At 61.0% G+C, this 13,833-nt stretch carries 14 protein-coding genes and 1 pseudogene; 5 read left to right on the plus strand and 10 right to left on the minus strand.

Annotated features, from left to right (window positions below; all coding sequences use genetic code 11):
- The first annotated feature begins 175 nt into the window (after nt 1–175).
- On the plus strand, nt 176–1,114 hold the full coding sequence (locus tag BN1115_RS20210; RefSeq protein WP_042658583.1) for a sensor domain-containing diguanylate cyclase: 939 nt from the start codon (nt 176–178) through the stop codon (nt 1,112–1,114).
- Nucleotides 1,115–1,206: 92 nt separating this feature from the next.
- Here BN1115_RS20210 and BN1115_RS20215 read toward each other — a convergent pair whose 3' ends face one another.
- Nucleotides 1,207–2,115, minus strand: a complete 909-nt coding sequence (locus BN1115_RS20215) for a LysR family transcriptional regulator (RefSeq protein ID WP_042658584.1) — start codon at nt 2,113–2,115, stop codon at nt 1,207–1,209.
- Nucleotides 2,116–2,231: 116 nt separating this feature from the next.
- Here BN1115_RS20215 and BN1115_RS20220 point away from each other — a divergent pair, with 116 nt between their 5' ends.
- The gene (locus BN1115_RS20220) at nt 2,232–2,477 is read left to right on the plus strand and encodes a hypothetical protein (RefSeq protein ID WP_042061091.1); all 246 of its coding nucleotides are present in this window, start codon (nt 2,232–2,234) and stop codon (nt 2,475–2,477) included.
- Nucleotides 2,474–3,160 carry an HAD-IA family hydrolase gene (locus tag BN1115_RS20225; protein ID WP_042658585.1) on the plus strand — a complete coding sequence of 229 codons (687 nt, stop codon included), beginning with the start codon at nt 2,474–2,476 and terminating at the stop codon, nt 3,158–3,160. Before BN1115_RS20220 ends, BN1115_RS20225 begins: the two co-directional genes overlap by 4 nt.
- A 113-nt stretch (nt 3,161–3,273) precedes the next feature.
- On the opposite strand, the gene BN1115_RS20230 is transcribed toward BN1115_RS20225, so the two are convergent.
- Nucleotides 3,274–3,876, minus strand: a complete 603-nt coding sequence (locus BN1115_RS20230; RefSeq protein ID WP_042658586.1) for a nitroreductase family protein — start codon at nt 3,874–3,876, stop codon at nt 3,274–3,276.
- 487 nt (nt 3,877–4,363) lie between these two features.
- On the opposite strand from BN1115_RS20230, the gene BN1115_RS20235 reads away from it, so the two are divergent.
- The gene (locus BN1115_RS20235; RefSeq protein ID WP_042658587.1) at nt 4,364–4,837 is read left to right on the plus strand and encodes a YMGG-like glycine zipper-containing protein; all 474 of its coding nucleotides are present in this window, start codon (nt 4,364–4,366) and stop codon (nt 4,835–4,837) included.
- A 96-nt stretch (nt 4,838–4,933) separates the two neighbouring features.
- Here BN1115_RS20235 and BN1115_RS20240 read toward each other — a convergent pair whose 3' ends face one another.
- The 6 genes and pseudogenes from BN1115_RS20240 to BN1115_RS20265 all read right to left on the minus strand — a co-directional run bounded on the left by BN1115_RS20240 (nt 4,934) and on the right by BN1115_RS20265 (nt 10,733).
- The gene (locus BN1115_RS20240; protein ID WP_042658588.1) at nt 4,934–5,890 is read right to left on the minus strand and encodes a D-2-hydroxyacid dehydrogenase; all 957 of its coding nucleotides are present in this window, start codon (nt 5,888–5,890) and stop codon (nt 4,934–4,936) included.
- 145 nt (nt 5,891–6,035) lie between these two features.
- Nucleotides 6,036–6,800 carry a DUF3530 family protein gene (locus BN1115_RS20245; protein WP_042658589.1) on the minus strand — a complete coding sequence of 255 codons (765 nt, stop codon included), beginning with the start codon at nt 6,798–6,800 and terminating at the stop codon, nt 6,036–6,038.
- Nucleotides 6,801–6,908: 108 nt separating this feature from the next.
- Nucleotides 6,909–7,529: pseudogene (locus BN1115_RS20250) on the minus strand (DUF2238 domain-containing protein).
- Nucleotides 7,530–7,669: 140 nt separating this feature from the next.
- Nucleotides 7,670–8,236 (minus strand): elongation factor P, encoded by a 567-nt coding sequence (efp, locus tag BN1115_RS20255; RefSeq protein WP_033137526.1) that lies wholly within the window; start codon nt 8,234–8,236, stop codon nt 7,670–7,672.
- A gap of 45 nt (nt 8,237–8,281) precedes the next feature.
- Entirely contained in the window at nt 8,282–9,490 is a 1,209-nt protein-coding gene (gene earP / locus BN1115_RS20260; RefSeq protein WP_042658590.1) for an elongation factor P maturation arginine rhamnosyltransferase EarP, read from the minus strand.
- Nucleotides 9,491–9,689: 199 nt separating this feature from the next.
- Entirely contained in the window at nt 9,690–10,733 is a 1,044-nt protein-coding gene (locus tag BN1115_RS20265) for a GMP reductase (RefSeq protein ID WP_042658591.1), read from the minus strand.
- A gap of 381 nt (nt 10,734–11,114) precedes the next feature.
- Between BN1115_RS20265 and rloA3 the strand changes: the two genes are divergently transcribed.
- Complete coding sequence (gene rloA3, locus BN1115_RS20270; protein WP_082034910.1) at nt 11,115–11,615, plus strand: retropepsin-like aspartic peptidase RloA3; 501 nt, start codon at nt 11,115–11,117, stop codon at nt 11,613–11,615.
- Between the two features lie 34 nt (nt 11,616–11,649).
- Here rloA3 and BN1115_RS20275 read toward each other — a convergent pair whose 3' ends face one another.
- Together BN1115_RS20275 and BN1115_RS20280 are read right to left on the minus strand one after the other, a co-directional pair.
- Nucleotides 11,650–13,086 (minus strand): ATP-binding protein, encoded by a 1,437-nt coding sequence (locus tag BN1115_RS20275; protein WP_042658592.1) that lies wholly within the window; start codon nt 13,084–13,086, stop codon nt 11,650–11,652.
- Complete coding sequence (locus BN1115_RS20280; RefSeq protein WP_042658593.1) at nt 13,083–13,769, minus strand: response regulator; 687 nt, start codon at nt 13,767–13,769, stop codon at nt 13,083–13,085. Before BN1115_RS20280 ends, BN1115_RS20275 begins: the two co-directional genes overlap by 4 nt.
- Between the last annotated feature and the right edge of the window lie 64 nt (nt 13,770–13,833).

Here is a 13,833-nt window from a genome sequence, read left to right on the forward strand (position 1 = left end):
ATTCATAACCTGTTCTTGTTATCCGGAGCGGGGGCGCTGGCCTGAAACCTTGCCGGATGGGGGCCTCGCGACGAATGGTCTCTGTTGGCCAAGTGGTTATTGGGTGCTTTACTCTAACTGCTGATGCAACTGTTAATAGATGGCGATGCGCCACGTTTGCCACAGGATGGCCACTATGGTGGATGAAAGAGAGAAGCCTCGGAGCCGGTTTGCCGAGCGATCCCGTTATCTGGCCGCGCTGCTGGATTCGCTGGAGGATCAGATCTCGGTGATCGATCGGGATGGGGTGATCCATTACACCAATCTCGCCTGGAATCTGTTTGCCGAGCAAAACGGCATGCCCAAAGGGTATGACTGGATCGGGGTCAACTATACGAAGGTCTGTGACCGCGCCGATGAGCCGTTAGCCCAGAGTGCCGTGGAGGGGATCCGCCGGGTGCTGCATCGTATTCAGGAGAAGTTCTGTCTGGAGTACCCCTGTCACAGCCCGGATACCCAGCGCTGGTTTATGATGCGGGTGGCCCCGGTGGTCGGCATTGACGCCGAGTTTTATGCCATCGCTCATACCAATATCACTGAGCGCAAGCTGCTGGAGCTGGAGGTGGCCAGCCTCTCCCAACATGATCCCCTGACCGGACTGGCCAATCGGCGGCTGTTCAACAGCTTTCTGCATAACGAGTGGCGCCGCAGCATGCGTGAACATACTCCGCTCTCCCTCATCATGCTGGATCTCGATAACTTCAAGGCGTGCAATGACCATCTGGGCCATCAGATGGGGGATGGCTCCCTCCAGCTGGTGGGCCATCTGCTGCAATCCTTCTGCCAGCGCCCGGCCGATCTGCCCTGCCGTTTTGGCGGCGACGAATTTGCCCTGATCCTCGGCAATACCGACCGGGATGCGGCGCTGCGGATCGGGGAGACGATCCGTCAGGCTATCAACGAGCTCGATATTGTGGCGGCAGGAGAGTTGCGACTCAGCGCCAGTATTGGCATTGCGACCTACACGGCAGAACAACCGCTGGCGGGGGAAGGGGAGTTGCTGGCTGCGGCCGATGCGGCGCTCTATTGCGCCAAGGGGGCGGGTAAAAACCGCAGTCACTGCGCCAACTGTTGAGCCGAATGGCCGCTCTTGTTCTGGATGCGCCCCCTTGATGGGGGCGCACTATTTTGACTGGCCAGGGTGCTAGCCACCAGCAAGCGTTGGCCTCAGCGCTCGGGCGTGGCTGACACCGGCAGGGGATGGCTGGCGATCACCTGCCTGACGAAGTGATCCCGGATGGGATCGGCAAAGTCCGGGTTCCATACCATGCTGATTTCCCACTCGGAGTTGGGACCAAAGAGGGGATAGAGGGTGACATCGGGGCCTGCGATAAAGCTGACGCTGCGCGGCAGGATGGCATTGCCGATGCCTGCCGCAACCAGCGCCACCAGCGTCTGGATATCCTCGGCCTCCTGGACCATGCCAGTCAGCCGGTTGGCGCCGAGAAAACCGGCGATCTGCTGGCTGAGACCGGGGCAGCGGTGGCCCACCATCTGCAACAGCGGTTGGCTGATCAGTGCCTGCTGGACGTCGAATGCGGCCGGGTCCGGTTCGGTCATTCGGGTCGGCACCGCCAGCACCAGCCGGTCGATCAGTAGCCGGTGCTCCTGTAACTGCGGCATCTGTGGCCTGCGCATAAAGCCAAGCTGCAACTGGCCGGAGATCAGCTGCTCCTGCTGGATGGCGGAGGGCATATCCTGCAGATGGACCATCACGTCCGTGACCTGTTGTTTGAAGCGGGCCACCAGCGCAGGGGCCAACGCAAAACTCGACAGGCCAAACCCAATCTTGAGCCGACCGGCCACGCCGCTCGCTACTGCCAGCGCGTGACGTTCAAACTCCCTGCCGTGTTTGACCAGTGCGCTTGCCTGGGTGAGCAGCTGGGCGCCGAGCGCCGTCAGCTCGGCACCGTGGCGGCCCCGCTTGAACAGGGTGCAGCCCAGCGTCTGCTCCAGACCCTGGATCTGCTTGGTGAGGGCCGGTTGAGTGATAAAGAGGCTGCTGGCCGCTTCCCGGTAGTTGGCGGTGTCGGCCAGCGTCACAAACGCCTGCAGTTGCCTCAAGTCGAATTTCATTCCAATTGGTTATCCAAAGTGGCGATTTATTGATTATAAATTATCTAATCGCCTTGTTCTAATGGCTTGGCAAGGGGGGAATCGCCCTCCTCAGAACCGGAACAAGGAGCCATATCATGTCTACCCAACGCTATCTCTTTTTGATCAAGGGCACGCTGGTGCTGGCCCAACCATTGGCGGCCCCGGAGACGGGGGAATTGCTCGCTAGCCTGTTGCAACAGGGGTTTGTGGTCGGCCCCTTGCAAGTGTGGGCTGGCAGTGCCGAGCAGGCGCTGGCCTGTTATGAGCGTGCCGCCCAGCAGCAGGCGTTTGCCGATGCGCTCTCTGGCGCTGCACCGGAGCTGACGGGAGTATCTGCATGAGTAGCGAACTGAGCGCCTGTATGGACGTCAGTGCGGGTACAAAAACCGTGATGGTCGCCGCCCTGCTGCTCGATATGGACGGCACCCTGGTCCGCTCGACCGGTGATGTGGAGAAGGTGTGGCGGCTCTGGTGCCAGCATCATCAGCTGGCACCCGAGCCGGTGCTGGCGATGTGCCACGGCATGCGCTCACGGGAGGTGATCCGGGCGTTGGCTCCGCAACTGGATGTGGCGCGGGAGGCCGCGCGCCTCGACGAGCTGGAGATGGAACATACCGGAGGCGATGCCATCGCCGGAGCTGGCGAGTTATTGCGCCGCTTGCCGCCCCGGTGCTGGGCCATCGTGACCTCCGCCAGTGATCGGGTTGCCCGCCATCGCCTGAATGGTGCTGCTTTGCCACTCCCCGCAGTGCTGGTGGGCGCCGAAACGGTGACCAAGGGCAAACCCGATCCCGAACCCTATCTGCTGGGGGCCGAGCGGCTGGGCGTACCGCCCGCTCGCTGTCTGGTGTTCGAGGATGCACCGGCTGGTATCGAGAGCGCCCTGCGTGCTGGCTGCGCCGTGGTGCAGGTAGGAGGCGATGCGCCGCTCAATCCGGCGGTGGTGGCGGTGATCCGCGACTGGCGCGAGGTGAAGATGATGTTGGGGGAAGGCGAATCCCTGCTGCTGACGTTACCCGCTTGAGCGCCTAAGAGAATGTGCAGCGGCCACATATTGCGGCATGAGCCAGCGCAATCAGCACCGCCTGTCGCAATAAAAACGCCCCCGAACTGCGGGGGCGTTTTGCTATCTGGCGATTACTTGAAGACGCGGAAGCGGGTGGCGTCGTCGATAAAGGTCTTGTCGCCGGCCGCTTGCTTGATGCTGCCAAAGGGCATCTGGGCGCGTAGTAGCCAGCTGGCGGGCAGGTTCCACTCCTTGCGTACCGCCTCGTCGATGAGTGGGTTGTAGTGCTGCAGGGATGCGCCGATCTTCTCCTGAGCCAGCGTCGTCCAGACCGCAAACTGGGCGATGCCGGTGGCATGTTCTGACCAGACGGGGAAGTTATCGGCATACAGCGAAAATTTCTGCTGCAGATCCTTGATGACGTCGGTGTCCTCGAAGAACAGCACTGTGCCAAAGCCTGCGCGGAAGCTGCCATCCACCTTGGCCTCACTCTGGGCATAGGCCTCCGGCGGCACGATCTTTTTCAGCTCGGCTTTGACGATATCCCACAGCTTGTGGTGTTGGGCGCCAAACAGAATGACGGCGCGGGAGCTCTGGGAGTTGAAGGAGGAGGGGCTGTGCTTGATGGCATCCTGGATCAGGGCCGTCAGCTGCTCCGGCGTATGGGATACCTGGTCACCCAGGGCATAGATGGTGCGACGTGCTTTGATCTGCTCGATAAACGGACTGCTCATAACATCTCCTTTGCTTGATAGTCACCGGGCGCCAGCCTTGCGGCCAGTCATCCCCTGTTGTTCAAGCTATAGACTATACCACCCGATTATCTTCTGAGCGTTTACACACAGTGGTGACACTTTCAACTGAGGGTTAATACCTCGTCCACGGCTGCTCCCGTTGAGTGTCAGTTAACGGGGTTGGGGTGAGCTGAACAGCCAGCCCAGCTGAGATTGCGCTCGCAAGTCCCGCGCAGGTGACAGGAGTTGTCCGATCGCCAGCAGTCTGGGTGGGGCTGCGACAGCCTCCCCGCCCTGCCGAGGGACGCGCCATTGCTGTGAAATGAAAATTTTCTTGTGGTTATTCAATTGATTGAATTCGAGCTTGCCAGTCACGCTCATTGCCGGGCTTCAACTGAGAGTCTACTTGCCGCTAGCCCCCCACTGGCTTGCTGCCTGCCGGTTTGTATAGTGCAGAGGAAATTAATCAGGTTTGACAGGAGTACCCATGGAGATGAATACGCGTGGCATCGGCGCTCTGGCTCTGCTGGGGGCGTTATTGCTGGGCAGTACGGCGGCCCACGGTTCGGAAACCCTCAACACCATTCTCGGTGGCGGGGCGGGTGGAGTGGCGGGCACCATGATCGGCAAGGAGCTGGGGGGTGATACCGGCGCGCTGGTGGGGGCTGTGTTGGGCGGCGCTGCAGGTGGCGCGGCGACGGCCAACAAGGGCAACAAGAATGAAGCGGCCCTTGGCGGCGCGGTGGGGGCGCTGGGTGGTGCCGCCATCGGCAAGAGTGTCGGCGGCGATACCGGTCAACTGATCGGCGCAGGGGTCGGCGGGGCGGGTGGTTCGGCCATCGGCGCCAAAACCGGCGATGGTCACAAGAGTCAGGATCGCTATTACGATGACGACGATGATCATCACCATCACAAACACCACAAGAAGCACAAAAAGCACAGATGGCACGACGACGATTGATGCGTGCGCAGTGAATGCGGAAGATGCAAAGCGGGGCCTGTTGGCCCCGTTTTGCATGGTCTGGTCACCCGATTTTGCGGTTACCAGATCGCGCGGTCACACCAGCCGGTGCTGGCGGCGACCGGCGGCAAAGGCGTTGATGTTGTCTATCAGCTGATCGGCGAGACGCTGCATCGACTCCTCACTGGCCCACGCCACATGAGGGGTCAGAATGAAGTGGGGGTATTGCAGCGCCTTCATCAAGGGATGGTCGGGGGGCGGCGGCTCGACGCTCGCCACATCGAAACCGGCACCGCCGAGCCGACCGTTGGCCAGCGCTTGCAGCAGCGCCTCTTCATCCACCAGACCACCCCGGCCGACGTTGATCAGCAAAGCGCCCGGTTTCATCAGATCCAGCTCCCGCTCGCCAATCAGGTTGCGGGTGTAGGGGGTGAGCGGGCAGTGCAGGCTGATGACGTCCGAACTTTGCAGCAACTCGTCGAGGGGCAACCTATCCTCGTCGTGGCTGGCGCCGACCTGACTCTGGGCGTAGCGCACCGTCATCCCCATCCCTTTGGCCCGCTCGCCGAGCGCCTGACCGAGCGTCCCCTTGCCGATGATGCCGAGCTGCTTGCCGTGCAGATCCATGATGTTGTGGTCGAAGAAGCAGAACTGGCCGCTCTGTTGCCAGCGCCCCTCCAGCAGCGACTGGCGCCAGCAGAAGAGGTTGCGCGACAGGGCCAGCATCAGCGCCATGGCGTGCTCCGGCACCGAGGGGCCCGAGTAGTTGCGGATGTTGCACACTCCGACATTGGCGGCGCGGCACGCTTCCAGATCCACGTTGTCGCTGCCGGTGGCGGCCAGCGCGATGAGTTTCAGCTCAGGCAGTTGGGCCAGCTCGGCGGCGCCGATCCGCACCTTGTTGATGATGGCGATACGGGCATCTTTGAGCCGCTCCACCACCTGTTCCGGGGCAGTACGCGGATAGCTCTGCCAGTGATGGGGGAAGTCGGGGTGATGCAGGGTGATGCCCGCATCCAGGGTATCGCTGTCGAGAAATACGATTTGCTGCATGGACCTTCCTGCCATTGTTCAGGTTCGAGGAGCCATGATGCCAAACAGGATGCTGTCAGGGCTAGCTCGCCGCTGTGCCAGAGCGGCGCTTTATCCGGCAGATGTGAGCTGGCGCGCGCTTTGTTGCGCCACGGTGGCGGCCGGTTTAGAGCCAGCCCAGATGGTTGAGCCAGCCCTGAATGCGGGTGGGGGTCTCCTCCAGTTCCATCAGGGCGTAGGGGCGATAGTTGAGCTTGTGGCTGCGGCGGCTCTCGCTTTTGCGGGCCTCGGCGGCCAGCAGGGGCCAGCGGCCGCCATCCTCCTGATAGAGATCCAGGGTGGGGATGGCCGCCTGAGCCACCTGTTTGGCCAGGGTCTGGTTGCTCTGCTGGTTGGGGAAGAAACCGTCGAGCAGCACCAGCGCATCGGGGGCGGGCAACTGTTCGCTGGCGATGAGGTTGGCGGTCCAGGCGGCGCCGGTACCTTGCGCCAGGATCAGCTTGAAGCCCCCCTCCTGCAGCTTGGCATCGACCAGCTTGCTGATCCGCTCGGCAAACTGCTTGCGAAATTCATAGCTGTTTTTCGCTTTTTTCTCGGCGGCAGGATCGAGTTCGGTCTGCTGGGGAGAGGGGAGCAGCAGCAGGGTATCAAAGCCCAGCTGGCCGAGGGCGCGGGTCAGTTGCCACAGTTGGCCGCTGCGCTGCCAGTCCGGCAGTAAAATGGCCAGTCCCAGATAGTTTTCACTGTCGTGTTTGGCGAACAGCACCGTCTGTTTGTCGATCCGGGTGGCATCGGGCAGCCCTTTCCAGTCGCTGGCTTGCCAGTAGTCGAGGGGCAGTGGTTCGGCAACGGGGGGCGCGACCTCGCTCGCCTCTGCCCCATGGCCAGCCAGCAAGGTCAATAACAGCAGTGATAAGGATAATCTGGCCATAGTGTGCTCCCCCGGTTATCTGGGTTAGCGGCGGCAGCGGGATTTTCTTGAGAGGAGGCACCCCCGCAGGGGGAGTCTCGTGCCGTTCGGGAGAGGTTGCGTGCTCCCCTATCGGTGGCGGAGTGAAGAGAGAGCGGTCAGTTGCCTGTCGTGCAGGCGCGAGAGCAATAGCAGGGCGGCTACGGCACCGATCAGGGCGAAGAACATATCGGATTGGGTATCCCAGGGGTCTCCCTGGGTGCCGAGAAACTCGTCGGCTCCCTGACCCAGCGCCAGTGCCGCTCCCCACTCGATAAATTCATAGGTGGCGCTGATGGCGAGCACCACGCAGACCACCAGAAACGCCAGCATGCGGCCCCCTTGTACATATCCGCCGCGCAGCAGGATCTCCCGACAGGCCAGGGCGGGCACAAACCCCTGAAAGAAGTGACCAATCTTGTCATAAGGGTTGCGGCCAAGTTCCAACCACTGTTGCAGCTCGAAACCGAGCGGCACGCGGGCGTAGGTATAGGCGCCTCCCAGCATCAAGACCATGGCATGGAGGAAGATGCAGAGATAGAGCAGGCTGGTGAGGGGAAACGTGCGATGGGTCAGCAGCAGCAATGGGATGGTGATGATCACCGGCGCGACTTCCATCAGCTAGGTCGCCCTGTCATAAGGCTGCCAGCCCGAGAGCGCCAGCAGGAGCAAGGTGGCCAGCAGCAAGAGGATTTTGGTGGTCAATGTCATATGGGGTATCACTCGGGCAAGAGTTGGCATGCATGGCACCATTTAGCCATGTTGGTGTACAGAATACAGCCGCCGGTAGAGCCCACAATAAAAAAAGCGAGCCGGTGGCTCGCTTTCTTCATTCAACGCATGGCGGTCAATTAGTTGACGCGACGCTTGAATTCGCCGGTGCGGCTGTCGATTTCGATCTTGTCACCGATCTCTACGAAGGCGGCAACAGCCAGCTCGTAGGTAGTGCCTTTCAGACGGGCAGGCTTGGTCACTTTACCGGAGGTGTCGCCACGGGCAGCCGGCTCGGTGTACTCAACTTCACGCACGATGGTGGTCGGCAGTTCTACGGAGATGGCTTTCTCGTTGTAGAAAGTCACTTCGCAGATGTCTTCCATGCCGTCTACCAGGTAGTTGAGCACGTCACCCAGGTTGTCTTTCTCTACGTCGTACTGGTTGTACTCGGTGTCCATAAAGACATACAGGGGATCGGAGAAGTAGGAGTAGGTGCACTCTTTACGTTCCAGCTGAACTACGTCCAGCTTGTCGTCGGCCTTGAAGACGGTCTCGGTCGCGCTGCCGTTCAGCAGGCCCTTCAGCTTCATTTTGACCACGGCGGAGTTACGGCCGGATTTGTTGAATTCAGCCTTCTGAACCACCATCGGCTCGGTGCCGATCATGACTACGTTACCAGCGCGGATTTCCTGTGCGGTTTTCATGTAAAAAATTCCTGTTCGTGAAACGGACGGATAAAAACTGCCAGATTATATACGGCTTTCTAAAAATTTCACCAACCGTGTGACGAGATCCCCATCCCGGAGCAACTTCTGTGACCAGCTTCGCCCATGTTGCTGCCAAATGGCGCTATATCGTGGCCATTGGCCCCAAAGTTCGCGGCAATCTTCGCCACGATTGAGAGCCAGATTAAAGCGGCGCAGCCATTGGCCGCACTCGGCGGGTAGATCGGATAAGTAGTGGTCAAGGAACTGCTCCAGCTTGACCAGATGGGCCTCCTCCTCCTGCTGGTAGATGTGCCAGAGGAAAGGACGAGCCGCCCACTGGGCCCGCACGAAGGAGTCCTCCCCACGCACCAGATTGAGATCGCAGCTCCACAGCAGTCGATCGTAACCGGCCTGATCTGTCATCGGCAGCAGCTTGATGGTGAGGTTGCCCGAGTGGAGCAGCTCCCCCGCTTTGGCTGCAGGGATGGCATCAGTCAGACCGGCACCGGTGAGCACATCGTTGAGAGAGCGCCCCAGCGGCAGCAGCAGGGTGACGGGCGTGGCACTCTGGCACCAGCTCTCGATCAGGCTTTGCAGCGCATCGCTCTCGTAGGTAAAGAGGCTGACCCGCAGCTCGTGCTCTTGTTTTGGCGGCAAACCGAGGCTGGCCCAGTAGGCGGTAAGTCCCGCATCATCTTGCTGCCACTGCTCCCGTTCGGCGATGAGGTCGTGCTCGCACAAAAGGCCGCCGGTTTTAGCGGTAAAGCCTGGGAAGAAGAAGTATTTGTTGAGGCTTTTATTGCCAACCCGCTGGGGCGAGGCAAGGGCGTGGCAATCCTCTACCCAGCTCTCTGCCGAGAGGTATTCCAGATTGAGCCAGCATGGGGGGCTGGGTTGGCTCGCCATCAGTTCGGCCATTCGTTCAATGAAGGGGGCGGGCAGCTCGCAGGCAAAGGCCTCGATTACCACCTTGCCTGGGGTCATGTCGGTCGGAAGGGTCTCATGCCAGTGCTGGATATAGATGCCATCGACCCACTGGCCATCCTGCGCCGGGTCGAGCCCCGGACAGATGCGGGCGAAACTTGCCAGATCGTCCACCCAGAGCCGCACCTGAACCTCATTGCCATGTGCCGCAATATTCCCCTCCCGTTTTAGCTGGCGGGCGAGTCGCCAGGTGACACCGATGTCACCGAAGTTGTCGACGACGCAGCAGAAGATGTCCCAGTCAAACGGGGGCAGGGGAGTTGTCATGGCTCGGGATCCCAGATGCAAAAAAACCGGTGCGCAGGGTAGCACACCGGTTGGCTGGCTTCTAACCGTCAGCGCGTGACGGTCGCTGCGGCAGGTTACTCCTTGCCGTAGACGTTGTTCTCTTGCTCACGCACCCGGATAAAGGTGGTGTGTGCTTTGGTGAGCTCTTTAAGCTGGCGGTAAAGCAGATAAACCAGATTTACTCTTTGCCGTAGACGTTGTTCTCTTGCTCACGTACCCGGATAAAGGTGGTGCGCTTGGTCAGCTCTTTCAGCTGGCTGGCACCGACGTAGGTACAGGTGGAGCGCACGCCGCCCAGAATGTCGCGCACCGCATTCTCGACCGGGCCGCGATAGGGCAGCAGCACCATCTTGCCTTCGGAAGCGCGATACTCGGCAACGCCACCGGCGTGTTTGTCCATGGCGCTGGAGGAGCTCATGCCGTAGAACTTCATGAAGGGCTCGCCGTTCACATCGACGATCTCGCCACCGCACTCTTCGTGGGCTGCCAGCATGCCGCCCAGCATCACGAAGTCGGCGCCGCCGCCGAACGCTTTGGCGACGTCACCCGGGCAGGTGCAGCCGCCGTCACCGACGATCTGGCCACCGAGACCGTGGGCCGCATCGGCACACTCGATGATGGCGGAGAGCTGCGGATAGCCCACACCGGTCTTGACGCGAGTGGTGCAGACCGAGCCCGGGCCGATGCCGACCTTGACGATGTCGGCGCCGGAGAGGATCAGCTCTTCCACCATCTCGCCGGTCACCACGTTGCCCGCCAGAATGACGTGGTTGGGGCAGGCGTCACGGATTTTGCGCACGAACTCGACGAAGTGTTCGGAGTAGCCGTTGGCCACGTCAACGCAGATGAAGCGCAGTGCTTCGGACATGGCGAGGATCTGGCGTGTCTTGGTGAAGTCATCCGGCGAGGTGCCGGTCGATACCATCACATGGCCCAGCAGCGCCGGATCGGTTTCGTTGACGAAGGTTTGCCACTGCTCAAGGCTGTAGTGTTTGTGGACTGCGGTCATCATCTCGAAGCCGGCCAGGGTTCTGGCCATGGCGAAGCTGCCGACGGTATCCATGTTGGCGGCGATAACGGGAACGCCTTGCCATTGAGTCTGGGTGTGCTTGAAGGTGAACTGACGGGTCAGGCTGACTTGGGAACGGCTCTTGAGAGTAGAGCGCTTGGGGCGGAACAGGACATCCTTGAAACCGAGCTTCAAGTCTTCTTCGATACGCATTACAAATTCCTTATTGAGCCTTGTTGAAAGTCACTTTTGCAGTGGCAAATTTTCGGCAGGCGCAAAAAAACCGGTGGTTTTCAGGCCCTCCGGTTTACAACAGTGTAGGCAAAAATCCCTCCAGAACAAGACTGATAATTCACTCACTGTTGTGGTAGCCTTTGGCGTCACAACCTGAGGTTAACCACCAGTTTCATCCAGCACCGCCCGGTGCCTTGCTCCCCGTCGATATTCTCGCCCGCTTGGGCCGCCGTCTGGCCACTCCTTGTCGCCTCTCTTCTGATCCGCCCGGCATTATCCAAGTAACTGAAATAAATCGGATTGACCCCCGAGGCGACTGTGGTAGATCTGGGCGCAGGATTGACAAGGCAGGACCGTAAAATGGGCAAGATGATGGTGGGAATGACCCTGATGCTGGCACTGTGTGGCAGTGCGCTGGCTGAGACCCCGACCAGCTATGGCTGGATCGAGAAGGGGCTTATTTTGCCTACCGGCGTGGCGGTGAAGATGAAGCTCGACACCGGGGCGCTCACCTCTTCCCTCGATGCACGCGCCATCACCAGATTCAAACGGGATGGCAAGCCCTGGGTGCGCTTCATGCTGGTGGTGACCGATGCCGACAGCGGCAAACTGGTCAAACAACAGTTCCAACGGCGGGTCGAGCGCAGCGTGACGGTGCGCGGGGCGGGCGGCATGGAGCAGCGGCCAACGGTGACCATGTCCATCTGTCTGGGGGACAAGGTGTATGAGGAGTGGTTCACCCTGCGGGATCGCAGCAAGATGATCTATCCGGTGCTGCTGGGCCGACGTCTGCTGGCGGAGCTGGGCCCGGTGGATTCCAGTCGAACCTTTACCGTACAGCCCGCCTGCCGCCAAGAGTGAGCCGCCCCCATGGTGGGCGAACTCGCCTTGGCATCTATTTTTCTGGTGGCAGCGGTAGCCAGACGCTGACCTCCAGCCCCCCTTCCGGCCGGTTGTGGACATCGAGGTCGGCGCCGTGCAGCTGGGCGATGCGCGAGACGATGGCCATGCCAAGGCCGACGCCATCCCCCTGCTGGGGATTGACCCGAAAGAAGCGTTCACACAGCCGGGGCAAGGCGCTGGCGGGAATGCCGGGGCCGTTGTCGCTCACATCCACCCTCACCCGGTTGCCCTCCCGCTGAACCCGCACCTTGATCTCGCCCTCCGGCTGGGTGTAGCGCAGCGCATTGTCGATCAGGTTGCTGAACAGCAGGTCGAGCAGGGTGGCCTGACCCATCACCAGCAGCGGCAAGTCACACTCCAGCGATAGCTGCTGATCCTTTTTGAGGGCAATGGGAGCCAGTGTTGCGAGGGTGCCTTGCAGCAGGTGGCCCACCTCCAGTTCGGTCAATACCAGCCCCTGCTGGTTGTCGATGCGGGCCTGGGTCAGCAGCTGGCGGATCAGCCGATCGCTGCGGTCGAGGGCCTGCAGCATCTTGTGCAGGGACTGTTGGCGGCTGGTGTCATCATCGGCTGCCAGGGCATTTTCACTGTGGATGCGCAGCACCGCCAGCGGGGTGCGCAGCTCGTGGGCCGCCTCGTTGGTGAACTGTTTCTCCCGCTCTATGGTCTCCGCCAGCGCCTGCATCAGCCGGTTGATCTCGTTGGTGAGGGGCGTCAGCTCCTGCGCGCTTACCTTGAGGCTGAGCGGGCTCAGGTTGGCGGGGTGACGTTCGCTGATGGCCTGGGCCAGCTGACGCAGGGGGGCCAGCCCGCGGGTGATGAGCCACCAGAGCAGGGCCAGCAGGAAGGGCAGGGTGATCAGCAGTGGCAGCATGGTGAGGGTGGCCATTTTGCTGGCCAGCTCGCTGCGCTCGTCGTCCCGCTCCGCCACCACCAGCCAGGTCTGCTCCTGCTGGTTGTAGAGGGTGAAGGTGCGCCACTGGTGGCGATCTTTTTCGACCGTGTCAAAACCGATGGCCAGGGTGACCAGCGGCTGCTCCGGGGCGCTGGGGGCGCGCAGCAGCAAGCCGCCCTTTTCATCGAGCAGCTGGAAGTAGAGATTGCGCTCGAACTCGTGGCCGTAAGGGGTGATCTCCCGATCCTCGCCGGTCAGGTTGAGGCCGGGATCTTTTTGCCACTCATCGGGATTTTGTGCCTCCCACTCCTGATAGACGGTGCCGTTGGCGGGCAGTTTCCCCTGCTGGGCCAGGTAGCGGGCCAGCAGCTGGTTGGTGATGCGGGCCGACTGGGCGAGGCGGGCATCAAACAGCTCCTCCATCTCGTGGCTCGCCTCCATGTAGCCGATAAAGGCGCTGATGGTGAGACTCAGGCTCACCAGCGTCAGGATACCGGTGAGCAGAAAGCGGCGAATGGAGCGGGGACGTTTCATCGTGCGGGTGTCCGGCTTGGCTGTTCGAGCTGGGGAATGATGTAGCCGACCCCGCGAATATTGCGGATGAGGTCGCTGTAGAACTTCTTGCGCAGATGGTGGATATGCACCTCTACCGCGTTGCTTTCGGCCCCTTCATCCCAGCCGTAGAGGCTCTGTTGCAGCTGATCCTTGCTCAGCACCCGGCCGCTCTGGCTGATCAGCTCCTGCAGCAGCTTGTATTCATGGGGGGTGAGTTTGACCGCCTCCCCCTGATAGGTGACCTGCTGGGATTCGGGATAGATAAGGATATCGCCATACTCCAGCACCGCCTGAGCCTGCCCCTTGCTGCGACGAACCAGGGCCCGCAGGCGGGCGTTGAGCTCCTGCAGGGCGAAGGGCTTGACCATGTAGTCGTCGGAGCCGGCATCGAGGCCGACCACCCGATCGTCCAGCGCATCGCGGGCGGTGAGGATCAACACCGGCAACTGGTGGCCTTCGCGCCGTAACTTGCGCAGCAGGCTGAGGCCATCGATGTCGGGCAGGTTGAGATCGAGGATCAGGGCGGCGAACTCGTCGCTCTTGAGGGCCGTCAGGGCGGGCAATCCCTGTTGCAGCCAATCCACTGTGTAGCCGCTATGGCGCAGTGCATCCTGCATACCATCCCCCAGCATCACATCATCTTCTACCAGCAGGATCCGCATTCTTTTCTCCCTGTTTGTTGGGTGTCGCGATGGGGCTTAGCGCCAGGGCGTGCCGTGGCATAAA

It is taken from the genome of Aeromonas allosaccharophila, from assembly GCF_000819685.1.
In the GTDB taxonomy this organism is placed as follows: Bacteria; Pseudomonadota; Gammaproteobacteria; order Enterobacterales; family Aeromonadaceae; genus Aeromonas; species Aeromonas allosaccharophila.